Source organism: Rheinheimera hassiensis, from assembly GCF_022436675.1.
Taxonomy (GTDB): Bacteria; Pseudomonadota; Gammaproteobacteria; order Enterobacterales; family Alteromonadaceae; genus Alishewanella; species Alishewanella hassiensis.
Map to the genome: position 1 here is coordinate 302,453 of NZ_JAKUJZ010000006.1, position 24,598 is coordinate 327,050.

Here is a 24,598-nt window from a genome sequence, read left to right on the forward strand (position 1 = left end):
GGAATTGTCATGCACAATAAGATAAAAACCAGCGCGCAAAATAACAGCAAAAAACCACAACCCGGTTTCTGGACTCGCTTTGCTATTTCACTCACTATCGTTGGCGGTATGCTGGCGGCCAATTTTAGCAGCAAAGCCGCTGAGAGCTTTAACGTTGAGGTGATAGGCAGCGGCAAGCCGGTACTAATGATCCCCGGTTTAATGTCTGACGAGCGCGTATGGCGTCCAACCGCACAGGCACTGGCCGATAAATACCAGCTGCATTTAATCAGCATTGCTGGTTTTGCCGGTACAACTGCTATTACCGGTGACTTACTGCCCACCGTAAAACAAGAGTTACTGCAGTATATTGCGCAACAGCAACTGACAAAACCAGCTATTGTTGGCCATAGTTTAGGTGCCTTTATGGCATTTAGCCTAGCCAGTAGTGCACCCGACAGTATAGGCACTGTCATCGCCGTAGATGGCTTGCCTTATCTGGCACCGGTGTTTAGCCGCGATAGCAACACCACGGTGGCGCAGGTAATGCCGCAGGCAGAGTATTTCAAAACTCTGTATCAGGGGATGAACTCAGAGCAACTGGCAAATATGACAACGCAAGGTGTGCAAATCCAGGCTATATCGGAGGCCCATCAACAGTTGGTAATTGCTATGGCGGCAGCCTCAGATCCGCGCAGTGTAGGCCAAGCCGTGTATGAGCTGCTAACCACTGATCTGCGACCCCAAGTACATAACATTAAGAGCAAAGTATTATTAATTGGTGCTGGCGGTGCCCTGCGCAGCGAAGCTGAACTCATAGCTGCCAACGCTTTGTATCAACAGCAAATTGCTACTATTGCTAATGCCACACTTGAGTTTAACCGTGAAGCACGGCATTTTATTATGCTGGATCAACCAGACTGGTTAACCCGCCGTATTGCAGATGCATTAAAGGACTAAGCAGCATGAGCATTTCAATTACCGAGCACCAACTTATTCCTGATGTTACGGCGGCGCAGTTGGGTGATATCAACGCCTTTAAGCGCCTGGTAGCGTGCTGCCAGCGCAGTGTCAGCAGCATAGCGCTGGCTATCGTTAAAGATTTAGATGCCAGTGAAGATATTACCCAGCAGGTGTTTATTCATATCTGGCAGCAGTTAACTACGCTGCAAAACCCAGCCAGCTTTTTGCCATGGGTGCGCCAGATCACCCGGTACCGTGCCTTTAATTACCTGCGTGATAATAAGTTAAGCAGCCAGTTAAGGGGCAATGAAGCCGATAGCGTGCTGGCAGAATTTGCCAGTGATACTGAATTGAGCGACGATTTAGCCAAAGCACAGAAAAACCGCATAATGGCAGATTTTATCAGCCAGTTACCCGAAGATAGCCGCGAAATAGTACTGCTATTTTACCGGGAAGAACAAAACAGCCAGCAGGTGGCTGAGCTGCTGGGCTTAAGCGAAAGCAACGTGCGTAAAAAACTGCAACGGGTGCGCGAACGGTTAAAACAGCAACTGCTGGCCAAATATGGCAGGCTTATTCTTACTACTGCCCCTGGCCTGGGGTTAACCGCGGCCATTTGCAGCGCGCTGACGATGGCCAGCCCGCCATTAGCAGCCGCTACGATAACGACTGCCGCCAGCCAGAGTAGCGGCTTTGGCAAAATAGCCATGTTACTGGGTGGCGCTATGCTGGGTGCTTTAGCCGGTGTGGTGGGTGTTATTGCCGGCATGCACCAGCCAATAAAACGCGCCGGCAGTATTGAGCAAAAACAGCAGTTAATTAAGCTGCGTAACCAGACCATTGCCTGGGTGCTGTGTTGCGGCCTGTTGCTAACAGCAGGTTATGAGTTAACCCGCGGTGCCTGGGGGCCAATAACGGCTTTTGCCATTTTTGTCTGCGGCTTACTGTGGTTTAACCTGAAGGTGTGGCAACTACTGGCACCGCAACTAAAGCAAAAGGGCCAAGTGGTGTATCGCAAAAACCAGCTGTGGTGCGCTTTTGGCATGTTGGCTGGTTATGGTGCTGGTTTTACCGGTTTAATTATTGGGTTGATAAACAGCGGCCGCCTTTAGTGCTCAGGCGGCCGACTGAGTGTCGCAGCTATTTCAACTTACGCAGCCGCAGGGTATCACGTAAGGCTTCCCAGGCGGGGATCAACGCAATAATCACCAGGGTTATCATAGCGCTGCGTTCCAGTTGCTGTAGGTTAAACACGCCAAGCCAGCGCTCAGTGTTCAACTCTAGCAGTGGTGATGTACTGGCCAGATATAGCGCTATTACGGCAATAGCGGCATTAAGCAGCACATGTGTGGCTAACATGCTTCGGCTCCACAGTCGCTGCCGCAATTGCCATAGTGAGTGCACTATCCCCAGTACAATCAAAGGCGTGCTATATTGCAGGATCAGCCTGACATTGCTGCTAAGTAACAGAGCACTCTGCGCCAGTTGTTCAGCCGACATATACAATGGGTACCAAATCACTACCAGCAAAAAAATGTAGCTGGCTAAATCGGTAAATATATCCTGCAACTTTATGTGCTGCCAACCTGGCCCGGCTGATGGCAGTTTTTCCGGCTGCCAATTGCTGCCGCAGCCGGAATTAGCGACAGGTTGCTGGCGCGACATTAGCCAATAAGCCAGCGTAATAGAGGTAAAGCCAAAGCAAGCATCATCAATAAAACCGCCGAATAAGGCAAAACCATAGCCTATGAGGCCCATATCGGCACTGCTTAGCCAGTGTGTAGTAACGTCAATAACATGTAACACAAATAGGATACCCAACACCATAAACAGCGTATTTTTATACAACGACATGTAGCTGGCATTGATCAGTGGCTGCACTGGTACAAACTGCTGCGCTACTGTGCGCGGGTGCCCCATCTGCTTTAACACCGCGGCAATATCAGTGTCGGTCAGCTCACCTTGCTGTTCAGCTAACATATCTAACTGATCCATAATATTGGCGTTTAGCTCGCGGCCAATCTCGTCGCGTTTTGCCTCGGGTAACTCACGTTGCACCGCAGCAATATAACGTTTTACCAGTTCCATTATTTAGTCTCCTGTGATGCTGTACCCAGCAAATTGCTCAGAGAATTATTAAGATGCTGCCACTCGTCAGTGAGCTGGCTAAGCAGCTCTGCCCCCAGCTCTGATAACTGATAGTAGCGCCGCTCACGCCCTTCGCCTTGCTGCCATTCGCTGTCGAGCAGGCCTTGATCAGCCAGACGACGGATTAGCGGGTATAAGGTGCCTTCATCAATATCAATGCCTCCATCCTGCAGTTGCTTGCGTAGCGAATAGCCGTAATGCGGCTGCTTTAATGATGCCAACACCGCCAGCACCAGCACGCCACGGCGCAGCTCCAAACGCATTTTATCCAGTTGTGCAGTTGTCATAACCTTTGCTTCCTATACTGTGCATCACATACTGTGCGACACACAGCAACATACTAGGCACCGCACAGTATAAAAGCAAGCTGTTGGCATAAAGAAAATTACATAAAAAATAAGCTGATTATTTTCAGATAGTTAAAAAAGTGGGTTTGAGAAAGGCTGAGCTAATGTGGCGTGGCGTAGGGCTAGTGTAGAAGCATTAGCTAACTGTTTTATCGTCCAGCAGTATTAACCAGTTTGGCGCTATATCCAGATGGCCGGCGATAATTTTCAGGCATACCAGTAACGGAATGGCGATCAATACGCCTACTGCGCCCCATATCCAGCCCCAGATAAACATCCAGATCACCACCAGCAGCGGGTTCATATTAAAACGTTTACCCAGCACTAACGGTGTAATGAGCTGTGATTCAATGACATTCAGTAGCAGAAATACGCCCGGTAACAGCAAAATCTGGCTTAATTGCTGATATTCAATAAAACCGACACCGGTAAGCAGTATGGTTAATAAAAAAGGACCAAGATAAGGTGCATAATTAAGAATAGTGGCCAGCGCGCCCCACAGCAGAGGGTCTGGCACGTCTAACAGATAAAACACAACTGCCGTAGTTAAGCCCAGCAGGATATTGATAGCACTCACTACCAGCACATAACGCGAGATGTCATCACGGATAGTGTGAAACATCGACAGCAGGTTTTTCTTGGCATTAAGTGAGGGCCGCGCCCGCACCATATTGCGCAGCAGGGTATCGCCAAAAACCAGAAAAAAGTACGTCAGCATAATAATGGCGGCCAGCTGAAACAGCATCATCGCAGTAGCTTCAGCCATTATTGACAATACCGGCAGCAACCCTGAACCCATCGCATTTTGTAAAGACTCTTTGGACGAGCCGCCAGGCAGTACATTCTCTTTTAATGCATCAAAAGAATCGGCCATACCGTCAACGTGTTCGGCAAGCTTGGTGCCAAGCAGTGGCAGGCGTTGCAGCCATTGTGCTGCAGGTTCGTATAATAAACTGATGCTGTAACCCACCAGCATGACTAATAAAACCAGCACCATGGCAGCAGAAAGCGATCTGGGCACTTTAAATTTATTGCTCAGAATACGCACAACCGGGCTGGCGAATAGTGCCACCAGGCCAGAGAGCAATAACGGCAGAATAAGGCTACGGCAAAAGTAAAAGGTGTAGGCAAGCGCTAATGCAGCTAACAGCTTCATTGCATTAGTAGAGGCGTAATGTCGCAACCGGGTTGGGCTTAACGGTGCTTCAGCCATAAAATGCTGCTAAAGCCACTGTGTTATCCAACGAAAGCCAACAACACTGCGCAGCAGTTTTACTGAACTGTTATGCCGCAGTTGAAACAAACAACCTGCGGTAAAGCTCAGCATTAAGCCAGGTGCTGAACCGATAAAAGACTTGGCGCGCTGGCCAAGTAGCCAGTTTTCAGCCAGCAACAGTTTTTGCTGCTGTCGCCCCTGCTCTGCCAGATCGGCTACTTTTAGCCGCTGTTCTACCAGTAACTGATCAATCAGCATCTTTATCTTCCTCTTCCGGCGCAAAAAATAACCGGCGTATTTGTTGCCAGGTATGTGAAAAACCAACCTGAGACAACACATGCCCTAAGCTGCGCCAACACCAGAACAACAATCCAAACTGCAATAGCAATAAAGCTGCTGCGGTGATTAAAATTGAGCTGGTAAGCTGAAATAATAAATACCCCAGTAACAGCAAAATGCTGCACCAAAGCAAGATCATACCAGCGCCAAAGCATACCACCAGTGCTGCAGCTATAGTGAGGCTGCGCGCGGTTAACTGCCATTCAGCTTTAGCCGTTTTACCGGCCAGTTTTACCTGGCCAGTATAACGCTGCTTCACCGACAAACTCAGGGCTGCCATTTCTGACAGCTGATCTAAAGTTTGTTCGACGAACGGCTTTTTTTGCTTAGCTTGCTCTGATACGGCCTGCTGCTGAGCAGCCAGTGCTTCAGCAGTAGCTTGGTCTGGCGCCCCTGAGGGCGCTCCAGAAGCTTCGCGGCTTTGCATGCGGCAGCCTTAAGAGCGACGCAGCAAAACAGTTACCAGCATACCTGCAACAAAAGCAATACCGGCAGTTGCCAACGGGTTTTGTGCCGCTAACTCATGCGTTTTGCTGTAGCCGCTTTGTAATTGTTGCTTAATCTCTTCCTGCTTGTGCGCCAGGGTTTCCTGCGAGCTGGCAGCGGTTTTGCGCAGAGTGTCTTCTGCTGATGCCGCTTTTACTGCCATGGCATCGACTGCATGATGCGCGGCTTCACTGGCTCTTTCTGTCATCGGTGAATTTAAACCACTATTGGTAGTACCTGTAGCCTGAGCTGTTGCGCTTTGTGAAGTAGCCATAATATGTCTCCTTGGTTAACACGAGGAAAGCAGCAAAATGCTGCAATATGCCAGTAAGGTAAATGCAATGGCCATACCAGTATAGAATAAAATAATAAAAACAGACACTTATTAAAGTTTTATTATTTCCAAAGCAGAAAAACAGCAGTAAAAACTGTAGAAGTTACCCACTATCAGTAATCTTTACCGGGTATTGGAATGCAAAAGGCCAGACAGCAGTCTGGCTCATATGTGTTATGTTAATTGCCTACCGAAGCCAGTTGTTTTTTGTTAAAACGCCTAATTTTGGCTCGCATATTTTTCATTGGCGATGCTGTGTTGAACTGGATCATTCGACCAAATGTCCATTTTTTATACCACGCCGTTTCATACAGTTCTTCATTGCTTAAACTTACAACTAACAAAATAAGCTCGTTTATTGTTGAGTCTAACTCCGAGAGTAAGTCCTCGTATTTCCAGTCCCGGTACTGATCGTGAAAACTGAACGCCAACAACCCAAGCTGATTCCATTTATAACCTGTATCAGGGAAATCTACTTGTAAACCTTGCGACTTCAAACTGTGCCATTTCAAAACCAAGTTTCCCCAACCAATAAGATAAGCGACAGTGTCACACACGCTAATTTGTGTCCCTTTTACGTTACCTTCAATTTCACATTTACGCGTCAGCGATGCAGGGACGCTTCGATAATCGTGCATAAGTTTCGGGAATATCGACTTTATAGCTGTGAGCAACTCATCTTTCGATTCAGGAACTGAAGACATTATTTTATCCATTCACATAACACCGTCGGCAAGCGCGACGTTGTAGTTAAGGCGAAGCCCCAACAGAAAAGAGTCGCCGTGCCTGGCATTGTTATAACTACACAGCCCAATTATTGACGCAACAGTCAGAGCGAACTGTAGCTTTAAAAGCACTTTTACTGAGTAAACCAGATTTAAAGCGCCTTACCCAGAGATCTGCCAATAGTAACGCCAAAGCTCATGATTAAAACTGCTGCCACAAATACGGCTAACACTATCAACCCTGCTCTTTGCGCTTTGGGCACAGCGTTCCACCAATTTTTTAGTTCGTTAATCATGCATTCTCCCCAAAACACCTAAACGTTAATTTACTAAGCCATAAAACCGAGTTCAACGGCAGTTTTTAGTTGCATAGGCGATTCAAAAATGCAAAGCACACGGGTGACGACCGCGTAACGTTTGGCATCCCAGCGGCTACATGCCGCGAGTGCTGCGCCTTGTTAGTTGTTAACTTTGATTAAGAAGAGCTTTTTGGGCTTTTACGAAATAAGCCAAACCAAAATAGCCCCTCAAAAACAAAGCCTAAAATTATAAATACAAATACACCCGTAGAATTGCCATAGCTGTATGAGCTAAGCGCAGCAATGACGAGTACAGCAAGAATTAAAAACCTATAAATTTTATTCAAAATCTGCCCTTCATATTTGATGGCAACTAACGCTTATTCAAAGGACCTAAACCCGCGAGTTGCGTTGCTAAGATCCCGCAAGTTGCAATTTTGCGTCCAGTCTATGGCGCTAGATGAATGTAAATCAAGCATTTTTATCTTGTAGCAATTTTAGCCTTTGCAAATCTCGGGTTTTAAACCCGCAAGTTGCAGATAAAAAACTCAGACTCGATCACTGTATATTTGCTCAGTTAAAAATTACGCTAGCAGATGCCGTTCTGCCCTTATAACACTTACGCTGAGAGGCTAACCGCTAAAAACAAAAAAGCCAGACACAAGGTCTGGCTTTTCACATCAGTAAGCTGCTTACTTTTCGTGGTGCAAGCGCATATGCGGGAACAGGATAACGTCGCGGATTGAAGCGGCGTCGGCCAGTAACATTACCAGGCGGTCGATACCGATACCCTGGCCTGCTGTTGGCGGTAAGCCGTGCTCCAGCGCGGTAACGAAGTCTTCGTCGTAGAACATGGCTTCATCATCACCGGCGTCTTTTTGTGCTACCTGATGCCGGAAACGCTCGGCCTGGTCTTCTGCATCGTTTAACTCGCTAAAGCCGTTACCCAACTCGCGGCCGCCGATAAAGAACTCGAAACGGTCGGTAATTTCCGGGTTATGGTCGTTACGGCGTGCCAGTGGCGACACTTCTGCCGGGTATTCGGTAATAAAGGTGGGGTGGCGCAGCTTGGTTTCTACCAGCTCGTCAAACACTTCCATTAAAATACGGCCATGGCCATAGTTGGCTTTAACTTCAATACCCAGTGATTTGGCAAGCTCGGCCACCGCGTCACGTGTTTCCAGCTGTGCTTTGGTCAGATCCGGGTTGTAATGCAAAATAGACTCGGTCACCGACATGCGCGCAAACGGTTTACCAAAGTCGAACACTTCGCCCTGATACGGCACTTCGGTGCTGCCAAGTACATGCTCTGCCAAACCACGGAATAACTTCTCGGTTAAATCCATTAAGTCGTTGTAATCGGCATAGGCCCAGTAAAACTCCAGCATGGTAAATTCCGGATTGTGGCGCGTAGACACGCCCTCGTTACGGAAGTTACGGTTAAGCTCAAATACTTTTTCAAAGCCGCCTACTACCAAGCGCTTTAAATACAGCTCGGGTGCGATACGCAAAAACATCTGCATATCCAGCGCATTGTGGTGCGTTTCAAACGGCCGCGCGGAGGCGCCGCCGGGAATCGCTTGCAGCATTGGCGTTTCTACTTCTAAGAAGCCTTCGTCGTTAAAAAAGCGACGAATGTAGGCCACGGTTTTGCTGCGCACTAAAAAGGTGTGGCGTGATTGCTCGTTAGAGATAAGGTCGAGGTAACGCTGGCGGTAACGCGCTTCGTTATCGGTTAAGCCGTGGAATTTATCCGGCAGCGGGCGCAGTGCCTTGGTCAGCAAGCGGATATCACTCAGCCATACCGTTAATTCGCCGGTTTGGGTTTTAAATAAATGCCCGGTAGCACCGATAATGTCGCCTAAGTCCCACTTTTTAAACTGGTCGTTGTATACGCCCTCAGCCAGGCTGTCGCGCGCGACATACAGCTGAATTTTGCCGCCCATATCGGCAATAGTGGTAAAGCTGGCTTTACCCATAATACGGCGCGTCATAATGCGGCCGCCCAGGCTTACGGTGATTTTTTGCGCTTCCAGCTCTTCTTTAGTTAAGTGATCGTATTTGGCAATCACATCGCTGGAGATGCTGTCACGGCGAAAATCGTTCGGGAACATAAAGCCGTCTGCACGCAGACCAGCCAGCTTGTGTTTTCGCTCAGCAATCAGTTTATTTACGTCCTGAATTTCTTCTTGTGGTTGCTGTTGGTCAGACATAGTGCGTTTCCTGATTGAGGTCGAAGTTTTAGTTAAGTAACAATTACAGCCCGGCTTTTAAGCTGGCTTCAATAAATTTGTCCAGATCGCCGTCTAACACCGATTGGGTGTTGCGGGTTTCGATACCGGTACGTAAGTCTTTAATGCGCGAATCATCCAACACATAAGAGCGGATCTGGCTGCCCCAGCCGATATCCGACTTGGTATCTTCCAGCGCCTGCTTCTCGGCGTTTTGCTTTTGCAGCTCAAACTCATATAACTTGGCGCGCAATTGCTTGTAAGCGTTGTCGCGGTTTTTATGCTGCGAGCGGTCGTTCTGACACTGCACCACGATGTTAGTGGGTAAGTGGGTAATACGCACAGCTGAGTCGGTACGGTTAACGTGCTGACCACCGGCACCCGAGGCACGGTAAGTGTCGATACGTAAATCGGCCGGGTTGATATCAATTTCGATATCATCATCAATTTCCGGCGAGACAAACACCGAAGCAAACGAGGTATGGCGGCGGTTACCGGAATCGAACGGGCTTTTACGCACCAGGCGGTGTACACCGGTTTCGGTGCGTAGCCAGCCGTAGGCATATTCGCCGCTAAATTTGATGGTACAGCCTTTAATACCGGCCACATCGCCGTCGGTTACTTCGTACAGTTCAGGCTTAAAGCCTTTGTCTTCGCCCCAACGCAGGTACATACGCATTAAAATGCTGGCCCAGTCCTGGGCTTCAGTACCGCCAGAGCCTGACTGAATATCCAGATAGCAATGGTTTTCGTCATTTTTGCCGGAGAACATGCGGCGAAATTCCAGCAGGCTCAGCTGCTTGTCCAGGTCGGCCAGTTCAGTTTTGGCTTCTTCGAAAGTTTCTTCATCTTCAGCTTCTACTGCCAGCTCTATCAGGCCTTCGACGTCTTCAAGACCGCTGTCGAGCTTGTCGATGGTGCCAACCACCTGTTCCAGTGCAGAACGTTCTTTACCCAGCGCCTGGGCTTTATCCGGCGTGTTCCAGATAGCTGAGTCTTCTAATTCGCGCGAGACTTCTTCTAAGCGTTCTTTTTTGCCATCGTAGTCAAAGATACCCCCGAAGCACATTCGTGCGTTCAGTAAGATCTTTAATGCTGTTGTACACCGGATTGACTTCAAACATGCTGTTAGCCGTAACCTTGAATATCGGGAGAAAAAATAGGCGTGGATTGTAGCAAATTTATCGCTGGCAGTGCAGCCATCTAACGCGAAAAATGCCAGCTAAATATAGAGCAGAGGTCTTTAGAGTGCTTTACCAGAACTCTTTACCAGCCCCCTCTGCTTCATTTTACACAGCCAACATATGCCGCACTATAAGCTGCAGGTTTTGTTTATCGCGGTATTCGTTAACATCCAGCTGATACGCCAGTTGCACTTTTTGTACGTTAACATCCGGCCAGGCTTTGTTGTCGGCATTAAACCAGATGGCATCTATCAGCTTGCCATCTGCGGTTTGCAGCATCATTTTTAAATGGCGGTCAGCCAGCATTTTTTGGCTTATCAGGTTAAATTCGCCATCAAAAACCGGCTCGGGAAAGGCCTGGCCCCAGGGGCCGGCGTTTTGCAGCAATTGGGCAAAGCCAATATCAAAACACTCTGCCGGCAGCTCGCCATCGCTATAGATCACTGCTGTCAGCTGCTCGGGCGTTAAATGTTTTTTTGCCGTTAGGCTCAGCGCCAGCTTAAACGTATCTAAGCGATCTGCACTGATGGTTAAGCCTGCCGCCATGGCATGGCCACCGAATTTTTTAATTAAGCCAGGGTACTGGCTGGAAATTTCTTCCAGTAAATCGCGGATATGCAGGCCGCTTATCGAGCGCGCTGAGCCTTTAAGCTCGCCCTCATCGCCCTGGGCAAACACGATAGTTGGCCGGTGAAACTGCTCTTTAATACGCCCGGCTAAAATACCAATCACGCCCTGATGCCAGTCGTGCCGGTATAAACACAATGCCTCCGGCAGTTCGGCTCCGTCAAATGAGAGCTGGCTTAAAAACGCCTGCGCTTCTATTTGCATACTTTGCTCAATAGCGCGGCGCTCTACATTCAGGCTGTCGAGCTCGGCGGCGTACTGACGCGCTAAACCCAAATCATTTGCCAGCAGGCAGCTTATACCCAGCGACATATCATCCAGCCGGCCAGCGGCATTTAACCGTGGTGCTAAGGCAAAACCAAAGTCGCTGGCGGTCAGTTTAACGGCGTTGCGGTTGGCGACATCAATCAGTGCCTGAATACCTGGGCGACACTTGCCGCTGCGAATACGCATTAAGCCCTGATGCACCAAAATCCGGTTATTGCTGTCCAGTGGCACCACATCAGCAACTGTGCCCAGCGCGACTAAATCGAGCAATTCGGCTAAGTTGGGTTCGCTTAGTTGGCGCCCGGTAAAATAGTGTTGCTCCCGCAGTGCAGCGCGCAGTGCCAGCAGCAGATAAAAAGCGACACCAACGCCTGCCAGCGCTTTACTGGGGAAACTACAGCCTGGCTGATTCGGGTTTACAATAGCATCGGCATTGGGTAATTCGTTGCCGGCCAGGTGATGGTCAGTTACCAGCACCTTAACACCGGCTTTTTTGGCCAGTGCTACGCCTTCAAGGGCGGATATGCCATTGTCAACGGTAACTATCAGCTCGGCGCCCTGCGCTACCGCCAGCTCGGCCATCTCGGGAGTTAAACCATAACCATATTCAAAGCGGTTAGGCACCAGGTATTCCAGTGATTTAAAGCCGAAAGCACGTAGCCCGCTGATAAGCACCGCCGTGCTGGTGGCACCGTCGGCATCAAAATCGCCAACAATGACTAAATGTTGCTGCTGTTGCAGGGCATCAATTAATAGTGCAGTGGCTGCATCAATGCCTTTTAGCTGTTGAAATGGCAATAAACGGCCGGCGCCACGTTCAAGCTCATTAGCATGCACGACCCCGCGACAGGCATACAGCTGCTTAAGCACGGGGTGGGTGTTATCAGGTAGTTCAGGTAATACGCCGGGCACTACCCGGCGTTGAATAAAGCGGTTTACTGCAGACATAGACGGTTATTATTCCGCCTGCAGTTGGGCTAATAATGCCTTGGCAGGCTGATAACCGGGAATTAAACGCCCGTTGGGTAAAATAATGGCCGGCGTGCCGTTAATACCAAAAGACTGGCCCAGTTCATACTGCGCTTTAACCGGGTTATTACACATGGTGGGTTTAATATCTTTACCATCTTTTGCTGCGTTCATCGCGCCCCGGCTATCTTTAGTGCACCAGATATGCTGCATTTGCAGATAGGTTTCTGATGTCAGGCCACCACGCGGAAATGCCAGATAACGTACGGTAATACCGGCGTCGTTATAATCTTTCATTTCGTTGTGTAATTTACGGCAATAACCACAGGTAGGATCGGTAAATACGTTAATGACATATTTTTCATTTTTGGCTTTGTATTCAATAGCACCGTCTTTATTTGCCGCTACCTGTTGCTGAATATAAGGCCGCATTAGTTCATCGTTAACCAGTACTTTGTTGTTTAAGTCGTAAATATTACCCTCGATAAAATACTGGCCATCTTTTGAGGTGAAAAATAAACCTTTGTCTGTAAACACCTGCAACAACCCGTCCAGCGGTGCCTCAGAGATGGCATTCACCGATAAATTCAGCATAGCAAACTGCTGCTTAACCTGGTTGTGCTGCGCATCAATGTCGGTGCTTTGCGCACTGACCGCTGCGATAAATCCAAGGCTACATAACGCTGATACAAACTTGTTCATACTGTTTCCTGTTTTGCGCCTAAGGGCGCGGGTGATGTTGCTGATGCAGGCTTTGTAACCGCGCCTGCGCGACATGGGTATAAATTTGTGTGGTCGATAAGTCGCTGTGTCCCAGCAACATTTGTACTACACGCAAATCTGCGCCATGGTTCAGTAAATGGGTGGCAAAAGCATGGCGCAACGTATGCGGTGATAGCTCTGCCTGAATGTGCGCTACTTTGGCATAAAACTTAATACGGTGCCAGAAAGTTTGCCGTGTCATCTGCTGCGCGCGCAAGCTTGGAAACACCACGTCCAGCATCTGCCCACCAAGTAACTGCACCCGAGCTTCGCGTAAATAGCGTGTCAGCCAGTGCGCGGCTTCTTCTCCCATTGGCACCAGCCGCTCTTTCTGGCCTTTACCCACTACCCTTACCAGACCGTGCTGCAGGTTAAGTTGTTGCATCGACAAGCCAACTAATTCAGAAACCCGCAAACCGCTGGCGTACAAAAGCTCAAGCATGGCTTTGTCACGAAACTGAATAAGATCAGCTAAATCGGGCGCATTAAGTAGCGCATCCACATCTTGCTCCGACAAGCTTTTAGGCAGGCTACGCCCCAGTTTAGGGTTTAATAACTGTGTTAGCGGGTTTTCGGCTATTTTGCCGTTTTGATGCGCGTAAGCGTAAAAACGGCGCAAACTGCTAAGCGCGCGCGACGTGCTGCGCGGGCTGTACTGTTTGTCATACCGCTGCGCCAGATAGCGGTTTACCAACATACTGTCGGTGCTGAGTAAATGCTGATTTTGCCCGGCGATAAAAGCAGCAAACTTCCTTAAATCGGTGCCATAGGCACTAAGCGTATGTTCACTGACGCCTTTATCCAGCCACAACTGATCAAGAAAGTCGCTGATAAGCTGTAAATCGGCCGCCTGGGGTTGCGCAATTTCTGACACGTTTTTTGATACTGTTTTTGCCATGGCATTCCGCCTGTAATACTGCAGCTATGTTAGCGCATAGCACAGTGCAGGCAAAGCCGGGATTTTGCCGGTGCCGCTATTCTGCTACACTGCGCGTCTTTACTGTTGGCGTTATGGTGTAATAAGACAGACATGAAAATCGGTTTATTTTATGGCTCTACCACCTGCTATACCGAAATGGTTGCAGAGAAAATTCAGGCATTAATTGGTGCCGACACAATAGATCTGCACAATATCAAGCAGGTGCCATTAAGCAAAATGGCCGACTACGATATTTTAATTCTTGGCCTGTCGACCTGGGATTTTGGCGAAATTCAGGAAGACTGGGAAGCGCACTGGGATGACATCAGCAGCATAGACTTAAGCGGCAAAATTGTGGCCATTTACGGCATGGGTGACCAACTGGGCTACGCCGAGTGGTTTATTGATGCTGTGGGTATGCTGCACGACGCCATAGCGCCACAAAACCCGCAGCGCATTGGTTACTGGCCCACTGCCGGTTACGATTTTATTGCCTCTAAAGCGCTGACGGCAGATAGTGAGCTGTTTTATGGCCTGGCGCTGGACGATGAAAACCAGTATGACTTAACCGACGCACGTTTAAATGACTGGGTAAGCCAGATTTTGCAGGAAATTGCCGGCCAGCTTTAGCTTACTGCCTGCAAACGTCGATAATGCTGTTTCAGCTGACGGTTGTTACAGGCCACCAATTTCCAGCGCTCGCAGCTGTTAAAGCGAGCGTAACCGGCAACGGCATGTTCAAAGGCAGCAAGAAAATCGCCGGCGACATTGCCGATGCTATCATAAGCGGTCGGTTCCAATGTTAAGCGCTGCAATAATAAGGTTTTGCTTGCGCGGTCAGCTTTAACATCTACCCTGCCGGCAAAATTGTCTGCCCATAAAACGGCAAGGCTGTAGTAACCATAACGGCGCTTTTCAGCCGGTACATACACTTCTATCTGGTAGTCAAAAGCAAACCACTGTTTAATTCTGTCACGTTGTATCAGTAAATTATCAAACGGATTAAGCAACCATACCCTGTTTGCTATTGGCGGCGGTACGCTAAGGTTAGTAGCAAAGTAGTAGGTTTTGTTCTGTCGGGTAAAGCTACCGGTTTCCCCTTGTTCGCACATTTGGTCCAGTACCGGTTGCAGCAGTATTTTGCTGTTTTTACGCAAATAACCTATTTGCGCGGCAGAGCCAAAGCCATGCGCCTGCAAAAACCGGCTGATCAGATAACGGGCAAAAGCAGTATCGTCAGGAACATCGCAATTAACCTGTGCCGGTAATACTCGCTCAGTCAGATCGTACACTTTGTGAAAATTATCACGGTACTTCACCATCACATCGCCGTGCATAAAAAGCTGCTCCAACGCTTTCTTCGCCGGTTTCCAATCCCACCAGCTGCCACGACGGCCGCTATCATCGCTAAAGTCACCGGCTTTTAACGGGCCTTCGGCGGTTATGCGCGCCAGCACTTGCTGCATTAAACCGGTATCGGGTTGGTGCCAGTGTTTATCACCTTGCTTGAGCTGCTGTTTGCGATACAAGCTAAAACGGTAATCAGCCATCGGCAGGTATGCTGCGGCATGGGCCCAGTATTCGAACACCTCGGCCTGCTGTACCGCCTGTTCCAGCATTGCCGGGCGATAGTTGCTGAGCCGGCTGTGCAGCACATGATGGTGGGCCCGTTCTACCACATTGATAGAATCAATCTGTACGTAGCTCAATTGCTGCACCAAAGCAGTCAGCGACAGCGGCGGTTGCAGCAGACCTTGCTGCTGCAATGCAATTCGGTTCCACTCGCTTGCCGAAAAAGGACTGTTGTTCATACGTTGTCAGCGCCGTCAGGAAATTTCAGATAGAAAGCGCCAAGCAAATGCTGATACTGCGCAGAGTAACTGCCGTCAGCAGCATGAATAACCAACTGGCTTTCAACTGTGGCAACAGGCCCGGTGGTGCGGCGCAAACACAACAAGCTGCGCTGCGGTTTATCTGCTTTACTAAACTCAGCTTTACTAAACACAGTGCAGTGCTGCGCAATTTGCCAGCCCTGTGTCCGGGCCAGTTGTATAAACTCACGGCTGCTGGTCACAGGCAATATCAACGCAAAGCTACCTTCACTATGCAGCAGCTGCCCGGCTTTTTGCAACAACGCGCCAAAGGGCAAGCTGTCGGTGTGGCGTGCCTGAGTGCGCCGCTTATCAGGCGATAACAGCGATTGTTGAAAAAACGGCGGATTAGACACAATTAAGCGGTAACGTTTGCCAGCGCTATAGGTTAGAATGTCGCCCTTTATCAGCCGTATCGCGTTAGGCCACGGACTGTTTGCTACATTTACAGCTGCTTGTTCCGCCGCCGCAGGGTCCAGCTCTATCGCGTCTATCGCATTGGCACCCGCAGTGCGCTGTGCCAGCATCAGGCTTATCAGGCCGGAGCCGGCACCAATATCGAGTATATCGCTATCCGGTGCGGGTAGCGGTGCAAAAGCGCCAAGCAATAAACCGTCAGTACCGACTTTCATCGCGCACTGATCATGAGCAACATAGAATTTTTTACATTGAAAACCGGCTGACATCAGCACCTCCTGCCACCAGTTTACGGTGAAGCAGGCGCACTGTCACCGGGCAGGCAACTATGCTGAGGACAAGATGACAACATTCGCAGATTTTCAACTGGACGATGACATTAACCGTGCCATCAGTGAACGCGGTTTCGAGCTGCCGACCCTGATCCAGGAAATGGCGATCCCATTGGCGCTGGAAGGCAAAGACTTATTGGCCAGCGCGCCAACCGGCACCGGTAAAACCCTTGCCTTTGTCTTGCCTGCTATTCAGTACCTGCTTGATTTCGGCCGTAAAGATCCCGGTTTTGCCAGAGTTCTGGTAATGACGCCCACCCGTGAGCTGGCGTACCAGGTATACGACGAGTTTAAGCATTTTACCCAGTTTACCGAGCTTAATGTCGGTGTAATCACCGGTGGTATTAACTACGGCAGCCACAAAGACACGCTGGAAAAAAACAACGATATTCTTGTCGCCACGCCCGGCCGGTTAACTGAATATCTGGACGAAGAAAGCTTTCAGGCCGATGAAGTAGAACTGCTGATCCTGGATGAAGCCGACCGCATGCTGGATATGGGCTTTATTGGCGAGATGAACCGCATTGTGCTGGAAGCCCGCCGCCGCCGGCAGACGTTTTTATTCTCTGCCACGCTGGAAGGCGTTAATTTAGAACGTTTTGCCGCACGCGCATTAAAAGAGCCAGAGCGGGTGGAAGCCATACCATCGCGTAAAGAAAACGCCAAAATTCTGCAATGGGTACATTTAGCTGATGACGCCCAGCATAAACTGGCGCTGCTTATTCATCTGCTAAAACAGCCGGATGTGACTAAAACCATCGTATTTATTAAAACCCGTGAGCGCCTGGCCAGCTTAACCGGCCAGCTGGAAACCGCCGGTTTGCGCTGCGGCTGGTTACAGGGCGAAATGCCACAGGATAAACGCATGCAGGCGGTTGAGCGCTTTAGCTCTGGTCGCGTAAGTATTTTACTGGCAACCGATATTGCCGCCCGCGGTTTGGACATTGACGATATCAGCCATGTAATTAACTTTGATATGCCACGCAGTGCCGATGTGTACCTGCACCGTATTGGCCGTACCGGCCGCGCCGGCAAAAAAGGCACGGCAATATCACTGATTGAAGCGCACGATATGGCCATTTTGGCTAAAGTAGAGCGCTATGTAGAGCAAAAGCTAAAACGCCGGGTGGTAGAAGCGCTGCGGCCGAAAAACAAAGAAGCCAAAGTGCCGGTGAAAAAGAAAAAGCCCACCAAAGCCGCAGCGAAAAAAGCCGCTAAAAACACGAAAAAGTAAGCAAAACCTCCGGCAACCGCCGCTCGCAAAAACAGCGGCGGCTATCGCATTTTATCTGTGCAATCTTGGAATTATTTAGTTAAGCTGCTATTGGTAGTTTGAATAAATTATTAGCCCAGTGAATTGATAGCCAGTGGAGTTGCATAATGGACAAAAGACAATTTATAAAAAGCTGCGCCCTTACCGCCGCCCTGTTACCTCTGGCTGGTTGCAGCAGTGTGATGGCAGCACCTGCAGGCGGTAACAGCAAACGCCTGTTACCACTGGCATTAAACAAAGGCGATACCGTCGCCCTGGTTAGCCCGTCGAAAGCCACCGATGAAGCCCTGGATTTACAAATTGCCCAGGAAGTAATGCAGGCGCTTGGTTTTAAAGTGAAAACCGGCAAACACCTCGCCGCCCGCCGTGGCCATTTGGCCGGCACTGATCTTGAGCGCGCAAGCGACATTAACGCCATGTTTGCTGACAAAGAAGTAAAAGCTATTATTTGCCTGCGCGGCGGTTCTGGCGCCGCACGTTTACTGCCTTTGCTGGACTACAAGCTTATTCGCAACAACCCTAAGGTTTTACTCGGTTATTCCGACATTACCGCGCTGCACAATGCCATTCATGCCCAAACCGGGCTGGTTAGCTTCCATGGCCCGAACGGCACCGGCAGTTGGAACAGTTTTAATGCTGATCAGTTTCAGCGTGTATTTTTCGATCGCGAGTTAATGCAGTACCAAAATGTGCTGGATGCTAAAGACGAGCTGGTAGCACGGCAAAACCGCACCGTAACCATTACCGGTGGTAAAGTTCAGGGCGAGCTGATTGGCGGTAACTTAACGGTATTTACGGCGTTGGCCGGCTCACCGTACTTACCTGATTTCAGCGGTAAAATCTTGTTTCTGGAAGATGTGGAAGAAGCGCCTTACCGCATTGACCGTATGCTTAGCACATTAAAACTGATGGGCGCGCTGGATAAAATTGCTGGCTTTATTTTTGGCGAATGCACCGCCTGTCGCCCCAGCGGTGGCTATGGCTGGCTGACGATGGATCAGATTTTTGACGACCATATAAAACCACTGAATATACCGGCTTACCGCGGCGCCATGATTGGCCATATAAAGCAACAATTTATTGTGCCGGTAGGTGGCCGCGTTGAGCTGGATGCCGATGCCGGTACCTTCCGTTTGCTGGAAAGCGTGTTTCAATCTGCTTAAAACCGACAAACCTGCCGTGCAAACGGCAGGTTTGCTTTTTCACTATCGCTTTATCGTTTCTGCAGCCTGCACTTTGCGCCATGCTGTGCTAGGGTGTGTTACACCTGCCACTAATAACTTAATGCTATGCGTCGTTTATTTATTGTTATGTCTGTCGCGACACTACTTCTTACTATCTTGCTGAGCCTGCGCTGGCCCTGGATCTGGTGGACACTGGTTATAATCGTGCCTCTGATCCTGCGGGGCATCTATGATATGTTTCAAACACGCCACAGCTTATTGCGTAATTACCCACTGATTGCACATGCCCGCTGGCTGATGGAGTTTATCCGGCCCTATGTGCGACAGTACCTGTTTGAATCAGAGACTGATGGTACCCCGATAAACCGGATGTTCCGCTCAGTGATTTATCAGCGCTCTAAAGGCAGCCTGGATACCAATCCTTATGGCACTAAGCTGGATACAGCGCGCGTTGGTTATGAATGGATCGGCCACTCTATTGCAGCCCGTCATCATGCACCACAGGATCCGCAGACCAAAATCAGCATTGGCGGCCCGCACTGCAACCAGCCTTATCAGGCCAGCATCTTTAATATTTCAGCAATGAGCTTCGGCGCACTTAGCAATAACGCTATTCTGGCCCTGAATAAAGGCGCGGCGCTCGGCGGCTTTTATCATAATACCGGCGAAGGCAGCGTCAGCGATTATCACCTGAAATACGGTGGCGACCTGGTGTGGCAAATTGGCACTGGCTATTTTGGCTGTCGCGACGAACACGGCAACTTTGATGCGGCCTCTTTTGAGCAGGTGGCCACCAAGCCTTCGATCAAAATGATTGAAATTAAATTGTCTCAGGGCGCTAAGCCCGGCCATGGCGGCATTTTGCCGGCCGATAAAAACACCGCTGAAATAGCCCGTATCAGGCTGGTGCAGGCCGGTACCCGGGTTGATTCACCGCCAGCGCACAGCGCTTTTGCTACACCGTTGGAAATGATGCAGTTTGTTCAGCACCTGCGGCAGTTATCGGGCGGCAAACCTGTCGGGATCAAGTTAGCAATTGGCCGCGCCAGCGAGTTTGTGGCGATATGTAAGGCTATGATAGAAACCGGGCTGACACCTGATTTTATCACTGTCGATGGCGGTGAAGGCGGTACCGGTGCCGCGCCGCTGGAGTTTTCCAACTCTGTGGGCATGCCCCTGCGTGAAGCGTTGGCGTTTGTCTGTGATGTGCTGACAGGTTTTGACCTGAAGCAACAAGTTAAAGTTATCGCCAGTGGTAAAGTCTTCACCGGCTTTCATCTGGTAAAAAATCTGGCGCTGGGTGCCGACATCTGTAACAGCGCGCGCGGCATGATGATGGCACTGGGCTGCGTGCAGTCACTGGTGTGCAATACCAATCGCTGCCCGACTGGTGTTGCCACACAAAACCCTACTCTAACCCGGGGCTTAGTGGTACCGGATAAAGCCAGCCGGGTGGCCCGCTTTCATCAGGAAACAGTACGTGCCTGTATGGAGATTATCGCCAGTGCCGGTCTTAAACACACGTCGGAATTAAACCGCTCACATATTTTTCGCCGTATCAGTGAAACAGAGGTGCGCCGTTTTGACGAAATTTATACTAATCTGGAACCGGGCTGTTTGTTAAACGGCAAAAGCCCGGTGAAATTTGCGCAGGCACTGCATGAAGCCAGCGCAGACAGCTTTGCCCCTAAACGTTACATTGCTGAAACTAAACAGGGGCTAAAAGCACTGGAGTCATAAAACTCAGCGCTCCCAGTAAGCTTCTTCCAGGCTGTCTTCACGCTCGGGTAAGCCCTTGGATAAGCGCGGTGCGTTTTGCACCAGAATTTCATAACTTACCCGGTTAGCATACTTACAAATTTGTGCGAATGATGAGTACGCCAGATACGGCTGCTCATGCTTGCCGGATAACGGCTGCACCTGCTTGTGGAAATGATTCGCCGCCATATCATGCAAAATAGCTGACAGCGCACCATCACCGGCGCCATTGGTGTTTTTAATCCGCTCCGGCCCGCCTAAATACGGGTCGATATGCGAATACACTTTTAGCGGCTTGTCACAGCTGGCATGTAGCATTGGCCGGCTGAACTCGTACTGGTTAAAATCGGCCAGGCTGGCCGATTTAATCGGATTACTGCTCTCACGTTTTACATTGTCATCGGTGTGGCCGCACAAGTATAAACCTTCAGGCCCGGCGGTGATCAGCACCATATCGGTAAAATCCAGTATGGCTTCGGCGGCTTTAAGCGGATCGGCAAAACCGGTTAGGGCTTCAGCTTCCAGCTCATTCATCGCCAGCACGTTAACGTAATCTTTAATGGTACTGAGAATTTGCTCGCGGTTTTCTTCTACCAAATGCCGGGTACCCAGGCTCATCACCACCGGCACATTATGCACTTTAGCATCCTGCAGGGCTTTAAACATCGCCTGCTGAATCGGCTGACCAGTAGCACGCAGCGGGTATGCACTAACTACAAAAGCCGCAGCGCCTGCGATGATATCAGTAGGAATGTATTCCTGGCTCAGCTCATCCATATCGCTGGGATCGATAACAAAGGTACGTTCGCCATCGGGCGTTATCATGGTAATACCGCGGCCAATATCACCAGCCACGCCCTGCAAATGATTCATATCCACTTTCGAGCTGGTGTGGCAAACATAGTGATATGCCGGAGACCCCAGCGCAATATTGGCTGACATTACGCCCAGTAGCACCGATTTATCGTCAGCCAGTACGGAATAATTGTGGATGGTATTGCCAATAGTACCGCCGGCGAAATGGTCTGAGATGGCCTGCTGCGCCACCAATTCCTGATAAATCAGATTGGCTTTGCCATGCTCAACCAGGTTAGATAAACCTTTGCGGATATTATACTTTTGCAGAAACTCATCGCTAACGCTGGCTACTACATCAACAATAGTTTGATCCAGACCAACGATATAAGTATCAAGCTCTGGCCGTACTTCAAAGCTGGGTAGCTGAGGCTTGGGCTGGGACACCGGGAAATAATGTTTAATTTTACGCAGGCCGGGAAATTTCATCTGTTACACCACGTTCAAGCCGCTACCGGCAAAGAGCGGCATTGTAACAAAAAAACGACGGGGCGTAATGCTGAATCAATCAGCAGAACCGGCTTGCTGATGTGGACAAGCTGGCCCTAATTGTTCATTACAGAACAGCTATTCTGAGCTATGGCGTAAAAAGACCAGCTCGTTGGCCGTTGAGTGTTCAGCACTGTAGGCATAGCCCGCCAGATCAAAGCCTTTTAACTGCTCTGCCGCGGTTAAACGCTGCTGAATAATATAACGCGCCATTAAGCCACGGGCTTTTTTGGCAAAAAAGCTGATAATTTTGTACTGGCCGTGTTTAAAATCTTTAAACACCGGCGTAATTAAACGGCCCTGCAGCAACTTAGGTTTTACTGCTTTAAAGTATTCCTGCGATGCCAGATTTACCACTACATCGCTTTGCAACTTATCCAACTGCAGGTTTAGCTGCTCTGTAATGCTGTTTTGCCAAAACGCATATAAGTCTTTACCGTTTGGATTGGCCAGTTTGGTGCCCATTTCCAGCCGGTAAGGCTGCATTAAATCCAGTGGCCTGAGCACGCCATACAAGCCGCTTAAAATACGCAGGTGCTGCTGGGCAAAGGTAATATCGTCTGCCGTTAAGCTGGCAGCATCCAAACCCTGATATACATCTCCATTAAAGGCAAATAAGGCCGCTTTGGCATTTTTTTCCGTAAAAGGCAGTTTCCAGTCGGCAAACCGGGCGGCATTTAAGCCTGCCAGTTTATCGCTGATATGCATTAGTGACGATAAATCGGCCGGAGTCAGGGTTTTACAAATCTCTGCCAATTGCTGGCTTTGCGCCAGCATGTCTGGCTGGGTAACCGGCAGCTGTTCTGCCAATGGCTGAAAATCAAGATCCTTTGCAGGAGATACAAGCAACAACATAATTAATTCCGATATTTATCGAGCATTTTTTAATCAACATACAGCTCTGGCAACTGCGGCAATAGCTGCGCCAGACGTTGCTGGTTCGCACTGGTTACGCTGGTATTTTCCAGCGCACTGAGCACGGCTTTAGCCAACGGCAGCAAAGCTTTGTGTGCTGGCAACTGGCTTAATACCTGCAACAGGTTAAGTGCCAGCCCGGCGTTACACGGCATCAGTAAAAACGCCTGGCGCAATTTTACCAGTGCCACTTTTACATTGCCTTTTTGTGCGGCGTCCATACCAGCCTGGTTTAAATCGCGCAGTTGCGCTCTGAGTTCTGTTTCACGCACCAGCGCTTGTTTGGCTAATAAACGCTGACAACAACCCGACAGATCATCAGCGGCAAAATCGGTACTTTTTAACACCGCAAGATGCGCTTCAGCCTGTTTAGTATCACCCAGGGCAAAAGCCAGACGGGCTTTGTCCTGCTCGGCGGCAACATGCACCGGTTTTGTTGCCACGGCAATAAGGTTCAATTGCTGTTTGGCATCGGCAACATTGCCTTGCAATAAACTGATGCGCGCGCGCAGTACTGCCAGTTCCGGCTCTATTACGTCTGTTGTCAGTTTCTGCGGCATGCTTGCCAGCGCTTCACTGCTTTTTTTCAGCGCAGCGGGAAAAGCCCCCAACTCGGCGTGTTGTGCCTGTTCCAGTAATAAGCGGCTTAATTGCAAATAGCACTCTGGTGCATCAAAAGCAGAAAAACGAAACTGTTGAATCAATTTTTGTAAATATCGGCTGCTATCTTCCTGTTGGCCATTAAGCTGTAATACATCTGCCAGGGCATAATGTGCCGCTATATGGGTCGGTTGTAGTTTCAGCAGTTCGGTTAATTGTTCCTGCGCTTTGACTAAGTCAGCCTGCAATAAATAACACCGTGCCAGCCACTCTACAGCTTCCGGGCGAATATCGTCCTGCTCTGCCAGTTGCAACAGCGCTTGCTCGGCATCAGCCCATTGCTGCAGTTTCACCATGGTGACAGCAGCACCAAGCCTGGCCCAGCTAAAGTCGCGTTGTTGTTGAATTTTGCTGTACAGCTGTGCTGCGGCGTTATATTCGCCTTGAGCCAACAGCAGTTCGCCTTTTAAACGCAAGGCCTGTAAGGCATTGGCAGAACCGGCTTTTATAGCCTCGTCCAGTTCCAGCAGGGCATTGGCCAGATCGGTCTGTTTGATGGCCTGATAAACCTTACGCAGTGCAGTACGGTTTTGCCAGGCTTTAGCCAGCCGTTTTTCCAACTCAACATAGGAAAAAGGCTTTAATACAAAGTGATCAGGTGTACCTTGCAATACACCAAACACCGGTAAACGTTGTGGTTCAGTGCTCATGAGGACAAAACAACAGGCGGTTTTAATAGCACCCAACGCAGAAAGTTCGTTAAAAAGCTGCAGCGCGTCTTTGCCGTCGCCCAGATTAAAATCAGCCAAAATAAAGTCGAAGCTGTGCCGCTTAGCAGGAGAAATAGCCTGCATTGCATCGGCAACAGCGGTAATATCATCGAAACCTATTTGCTGTAACATACCCTTAATAGAGGCACGCACAGGCTCGCAGTCTTCGATTAGCAGAAGTTTTTTACTTTTATAAAAGCTGGCTTGGAAGATCATCGAGATCCTGTGCTAATTTACACTGAAACAAAATACAGGCCTTAGTGCCGGATAAAAACAGGCAATATAGTAACTTACTTTACGTCACGCAACGCTAATGTAGTTAAAATCCGGTTCACACCG

At 49.4% G+C, this 24,598-nt stretch carries 23 protein-coding genes; 6 read left to right on the forward strand and 17 right to left on the reverse strand.

Annotated elements, in window-relative coordinates; all coding sequences use genetic code 11:
* Positions 1 to 9: 9 nt before the first annotated feature.
* Together MJX74_RS14855 and MJX74_RS14860 are read left to right on the forward strand one after the other, a co-directional pair.
* A complete protein-coding gene (locus tag MJX74_RS14855) occupies positions 10 to 939 on the forward strand; it encodes an alpha/beta fold hydrolase (protein WP_240223621.1) in 930 nt (309 codons plus the stop codon).
* Between the two features lie 5 nt (positions 940 to 944).
* Positions 945 to 2,054, forward strand: coding sequence for an RNA polymerase sigma factor (locus MJX74_RS14860; RefSeq protein WP_240223622.1), 1,110 nt, complete (start codon positions 945 to 947; stop codon positions 2,052 to 2,054).
* A gap of 28 nt (positions 2,055 to 2,082) precedes the next feature.
* On the opposite strand, the gene MJX74_RS14865 is transcribed toward MJX74_RS14860, so the two are convergent.
* The 12 genes from MJX74_RS14865 to xerD form a co-directional block, all read right to left on the reverse strand.
* Positions 2,083 to 3,030 (reverse strand): HAAS signaling domain-containing protein, encoded by a 948-nt coding sequence (locus tag MJX74_RS14865; RefSeq protein ID WP_240223623.1) that lies wholly within the window; start codon positions 3,028 to 3,030, stop codon positions 2,083 to 2,085.
* Positions 3,030 to 3,377 carry a PadR family transcriptional regulator gene (locus MJX74_RS14870; protein WP_240223624.1) on the reverse strand — a complete coding sequence of 116 codons (348 nt, stop codon included), beginning with the start codon at positions 3,375 to 3,377 and terminating at the stop codon, positions 3,030 to 3,032. Before MJX74_RS14870 ends, MJX74_RS14865 begins: the two co-directional genes overlap by 1 nt.
* A 196-nt stretch (positions 3,378 to 3,573) precedes the next feature.
* Positions 3,574 to 4,650: an AI-2E family transporter gene (locus MJX74_RS14875; RefSeq protein WP_240223625.1), complete on the reverse strand. Its 1,077-nt coding sequence runs from the start codon at positions 4,648 to 4,650 to the stop codon at positions 3,574 to 3,576.
* Positions 4,651 to 4,659: 9 nt separating this feature from the next.
* Positions 4,660 to 4,911 (reverse strand): hypothetical protein, encoded by a 252-nt coding sequence (locus MJX74_RS14880; RefSeq protein WP_240223627.1) that lies wholly within the window; start codon positions 4,909 to 4,911, stop codon positions 4,660 to 4,662.
* Positions 4,901 to 5,419: a hypothetical protein gene (locus MJX74_RS14885; RefSeq protein WP_240223629.1), complete on the reverse strand. Its 519-nt coding sequence runs from the start codon at positions 5,417 to 5,419 to the stop codon at positions 4,901 to 4,903. The genes MJX74_RS14880 and MJX74_RS14885 overlap by 11 nt, the downstream gene beginning before the upstream one ends.
* Positions 5,420 to 5,428: 9 nt before the next feature.
* On the reverse strand, positions 5,429 to 5,752 hold the full coding sequence (locus MJX74_RS14890; protein ID WP_068232534.1) for a hypothetical protein: 324 nt from the start codon (positions 5,750 to 5,752) through the stop codon (positions 5,429 to 5,431).
* Between the two features lie 239 nt (positions 5,753 to 5,991).
* The gene (locus tag MJX74_RS14895; RefSeq protein WP_476748536.1) at positions 5,992 to 6,528 is read right to left on the reverse strand and encodes a ClbS/DfsB family four-helix bundle protein; all 537 of its coding nucleotides are present in this window, start codon (positions 6,526 to 6,528) and stop codon (positions 5,992 to 5,994) included.
* Between the two features lie 1,000 nt (positions 6,529 to 7,528).
* Positions 7,529 to 9,049, reverse strand: coding sequence for a lysine--tRNA ligase (gene lysS, locus MJX74_RS14900; RefSeq protein ID WP_240223631.1), 1,521 nt, complete (start codon positions 9,047 to 9,049; stop codon positions 7,529 to 7,531).
* A 43-nt stretch (positions 9,050 to 9,092) separates the two neighbouring features.
* Positions 9,093 to 10,191 (reverse strand): peptide chain release factor 2 gene (prfB, locus tag MJX74_RS14905; RefSeq protein WP_338052285.1). Its coding sequence is split into 2 segments (ribosomal slippage): positions 9,093 to 10,115 and positions 10,117 to 10,191, totalling 1,098 coding nucleotides; the frame shifts between segments, so codons are not numbered across the junction.
* Positions 10,192 to 10,356: 165 nt separating this feature from the next.
* Positions 10,357 to 12,093, reverse strand: coding sequence for a single-stranded-DNA-specific exonuclease RecJ (gene recJ / locus MJX74_RS14910; protein ID WP_240223635.1), 1,737 nt, complete (start codon positions 12,091 to 12,093; stop codon positions 10,357 to 10,359).
* 9 nt (positions 12,094 to 12,102) lie between these two features.
* Complete coding sequence (gene dsbC, locus MJX74_RS14915) at positions 12,103 to 12,816, reverse strand: bifunctional protein-disulfide isomerase/oxidoreductase DsbC (RefSeq protein ID WP_240223637.1); 714 nt, start codon at positions 12,814 to 12,816, stop codon at positions 12,103 to 12,105.
* Positions 12,817 to 12,835: 19 nt separating this feature from the next.
* Positions 12,836 to 13,774 (reverse strand): site-specific tyrosine recombinase XerD, encoded by a 939-nt coding sequence (gene xerD / locus MJX74_RS14920; RefSeq protein WP_240223639.1) that lies wholly within the window; start codon positions 13,772 to 13,774, stop codon positions 12,836 to 12,838.
* A gap of 132 nt (positions 13,775 to 13,906) precedes the next feature.
* On the opposite strand from xerD, the gene fldB reads away from it, so the two are divergent.
* Positions 13,907 to 14,425, forward strand: a complete 519-nt coding sequence (fldB, locus tag MJX74_RS14925) for a flavodoxin FldB (protein WP_240223641.1) — start codon at positions 13,907 to 13,909, stop codon at positions 14,423 to 14,425.
* Here fldB and MJX74_RS14930 read toward each other — a convergent pair.
* Both MJX74_RS14930 and MJX74_RS14935 read right to left on the reverse strand, forming a co-directional pair.
* On the reverse strand, positions 14,422 to 15,606 hold the full coding sequence (locus MJX74_RS14930; RefSeq protein WP_240223642.1) for a winged helix-turn-helix domain-containing protein: 1,185 nt from the start codon (positions 15,604 to 15,606) through the stop codon (positions 14,422 to 14,424). The two genes, fldB and MJX74_RS14930, sit on opposite strands and share 4 nt — an antisense overlap.
* The gene (locus tag MJX74_RS14935; RefSeq protein WP_240223643.1) at positions 15,603 to 16,352 is read right to left on the reverse strand and encodes a tRNA1(Val) (adenine(37)-N6)-methyltransferase; all 750 of its coding nucleotides are present in this window, start codon (positions 16,350 to 16,352) and stop codon (positions 15,603 to 15,605) included. The genes MJX74_RS14930 and MJX74_RS14935 overlap by 4 nt, the downstream gene beginning before the upstream one ends.
* Positions 16,353 to 16,425: 73 nt before the next feature.
* On the opposite strand from MJX74_RS14935, the gene srmB reads away from it, so the two are divergent.
* From srmB to MJX74_RS14950, 3 genes are all read left to right on the forward strand, one after another.
* Positions 16,426 to 17,649: an ATP-dependent RNA helicase SrmB gene (srmB, locus tag MJX74_RS14940; RefSeq protein ID WP_240223644.1), complete on the forward strand. Its 1,224-nt coding sequence runs from the start codon at positions 16,426 to 16,428 to the stop codon at positions 17,647 to 17,649.
* 146 nt (positions 17,650 to 17,795) lie between these two features.
* On the forward strand, positions 17,796 to 18,851 hold the full coding sequence (locus tag MJX74_RS14945) for a S66 peptidase family protein (RefSeq protein WP_240223645.1): 1,056 nt from the start codon (positions 17,796 to 17,798) through the stop codon (positions 18,849 to 18,851).
* Between the two features lie 126 nt (positions 18,852 to 18,977).
* Complete coding sequence (locus tag MJX74_RS14950) at positions 18,978 to 20,612, forward strand: FMN-binding glutamate synthase family protein (RefSeq protein ID WP_240223646.1); 1,635 nt, start codon at positions 18,978 to 18,980, stop codon at positions 20,610 to 20,612.
* Between the two features lie 3 nt (positions 20,613 to 20,615).
* On the opposite strand, the gene MJX74_RS14955 is transcribed toward MJX74_RS14950, so the two are convergent.
* The 3 genes from MJX74_RS14955 to MJX74_RS14965 form a co-directional block, all read right to left on the reverse strand.
* A complete protein-coding gene (locus MJX74_RS14955) occupies positions 20,616 to 21,914 on the reverse strand; it encodes an inosine/guanosine kinase (protein WP_240223647.1) in 1,299 nt (432 codons plus the stop codon).
* A gap of 138 nt (positions 21,915 to 22,052) precedes the next feature.
* Positions 22,053 to 22,829, reverse strand: coding sequence for a peroxide stress protein YaaA (gene yaaA, locus MJX74_RS14960; RefSeq protein ID WP_240223648.1), 777 nt, complete (start codon positions 22,827 to 22,829; stop codon positions 22,053 to 22,055).
* Positions 22,830 to 22,858: 29 nt separating this feature from the next.
* Positions 22,859 to 24,475 carry a tetratricopeptide repeat protein gene (locus MJX74_RS14965; RefSeq protein ID WP_240223649.1) on the reverse strand — a complete coding sequence of 539 codons (1,617 nt, stop codon included), beginning with the start codon at positions 24,473 to 24,475 and terminating at the stop codon, positions 22,859 to 22,861.
* Positions 24,476 to 24,598 lie beyond the last annotated feature (123 nt).

What these genes read in the sequence shown, in the direction of transcription:
- MJX74_RS14860 (WP_240223622.1), top strand. Translation starts at nt 945, where the DNA reads ATGAGCATTTCAATTACCGAGCACCAACTTATTCCTGATGTTACGGCG.
- xerD (WP_240223639.1), bottom strand. Translation starts at nt 13,774, where the DNA reads ATGGCAAAAACAGTATCAAAAAACGTGTCAGAAATTGCGCAACCCCAG.
- MJX74_RS14895 (WP_476748536.1), bottom strand. Translation starts at nt 6,528, where the DNA reads ATGGATAAAATAATGTCTTCAGTTCCTGAATCGAAAGATGAGTTGCTC.
- recJ (WP_240223635.1), bottom strand. Translation starts at nt 12,093, where the DNA reads ATGTCTGCAGTAAACCGCTTTATTCAACGCCGGGTAGTGCCCGGCGTA.
- MJX74_RS14875 (WP_240223625.1), bottom strand. Translation starts at nt 4,650, where the DNA reads ATGGCTGAAGCACCGTTAAGCCCAACCCGGTTGCGACATTACGCCTCT.
- dsbC (WP_240223637.1), bottom strand. Translation starts at nt 12,816, where the DNA reads ATGAACAAGTTTGTATCAGCGTTATGTAGCCTTGGATTTATCGCAGCG.
- MJX74_RS14880 (WP_240223627.1), bottom strand. Translation starts at nt 4,911, where the DNA reads ATGCTGATTGATCAGTTACTGGTAGAACAGCGGCTAAAAGTAGCCGAT.
- lysS (WP_240223631.1), bottom strand. Translation starts at nt 9,049, where the DNA reads ATGTCTGACCAACAGCAACCACAAGAAGAAATTCAGGACGTAAATAAA.
- MJX74_RS14930 (WP_240223642.1), bottom strand. Translation starts at nt 15,606, where the DNA reads ATGAACAACAGTCCTTTTTCGGCAAGCGAGTGGAACCGAATTGCATTG.
- MJX74_RS14945 (WP_240223645.1), top strand. Translation starts at nt 17,796, where the DNA reads ATGGACAAAAGACAATTTATAAAAAGCTGCGCCCTTACCGCCGCCCTG.
- MJX74_RS14935 (WP_240223643.1), bottom strand. Translation starts at nt 16,352, where the DNA reads ATGTCAGCCGGTTTTCAATGTAAAAAATTCTATGTTGCTCATGATCAG.
- MJX74_RS14855 (WP_240223621.1), top strand. Translation starts at nt 10, where the DNA reads ATGCACAATAAGATAAAAACCAGCGCGCAAAATAACAGCAAAAAACCA.
- MJX74_RS14890 (WP_068232534.1), bottom strand. Translation starts at nt 5,752, where the DNA reads ATGGCTACTTCACAAAGCGCAACAGCTCAGGCTACAGGTACTACCAAT.
- MJX74_RS14965 (WP_240223649.1), bottom strand. Translation starts at nt 24,475, where the DNA reads ATGATCTTCCAAGCCAGCTTTTATAAAAGTAAAAAACTTCTGCTAATC.
- MJX74_RS14950 (WP_240223646.1), top strand. Translation starts at nt 18,978, where the DNA reads ATGCGTCGTTTATTTATTGTTATGTCTGTCGCGACACTACTTCTTACT.
- MJX74_RS14955 (WP_240223647.1), bottom strand. Translation starts at nt 21,914, where the DNA reads ATGAAATTTCCCGGCCTGCGTAAAATTAAACATTATTTCCCGGTGTCC.
- fldB (WP_240223641.1), top strand. Translation starts at nt 13,907, where the DNA reads ATGAAAATCGGTTTATTTTATGGCTCTACCACCTGCTATACCGAAATG.
- MJX74_RS14870 (WP_240223624.1), bottom strand. Translation starts at nt 3,377, where the DNA reads ATGACAACTGCACAACTGGATAAAATGCGTTTGGAGCTGCGCCGTGGC.
- MJX74_RS14865 (WP_240223623.1), bottom strand. Translation starts at nt 3,030, where the DNA reads ATGGAACTGGTAAAACGTTATATTGCTGCGGTGCAACGTGAGTTACCC.
- yaaA (WP_240223648.1), bottom strand. Translation starts at nt 22,829, where the DNA reads ATGTTGTTGCTTGTATCTCCTGCAAAGGATCTTGATTTTCAGCCATTG.
- MJX74_RS14885 (WP_240223629.1), bottom strand. Translation starts at nt 5,419, where the DNA reads ATGCAAAGCCGCGAAGCTTCTGGAGCGCCCTCAGGGGCGCCAGACCAA.
- srmB (WP_240223644.1), top strand. Translation starts at nt 16,426, where the DNA reads ATGACAACATTCGCAGATTTTCAACTGGACGATGACATTAACCGTGCC.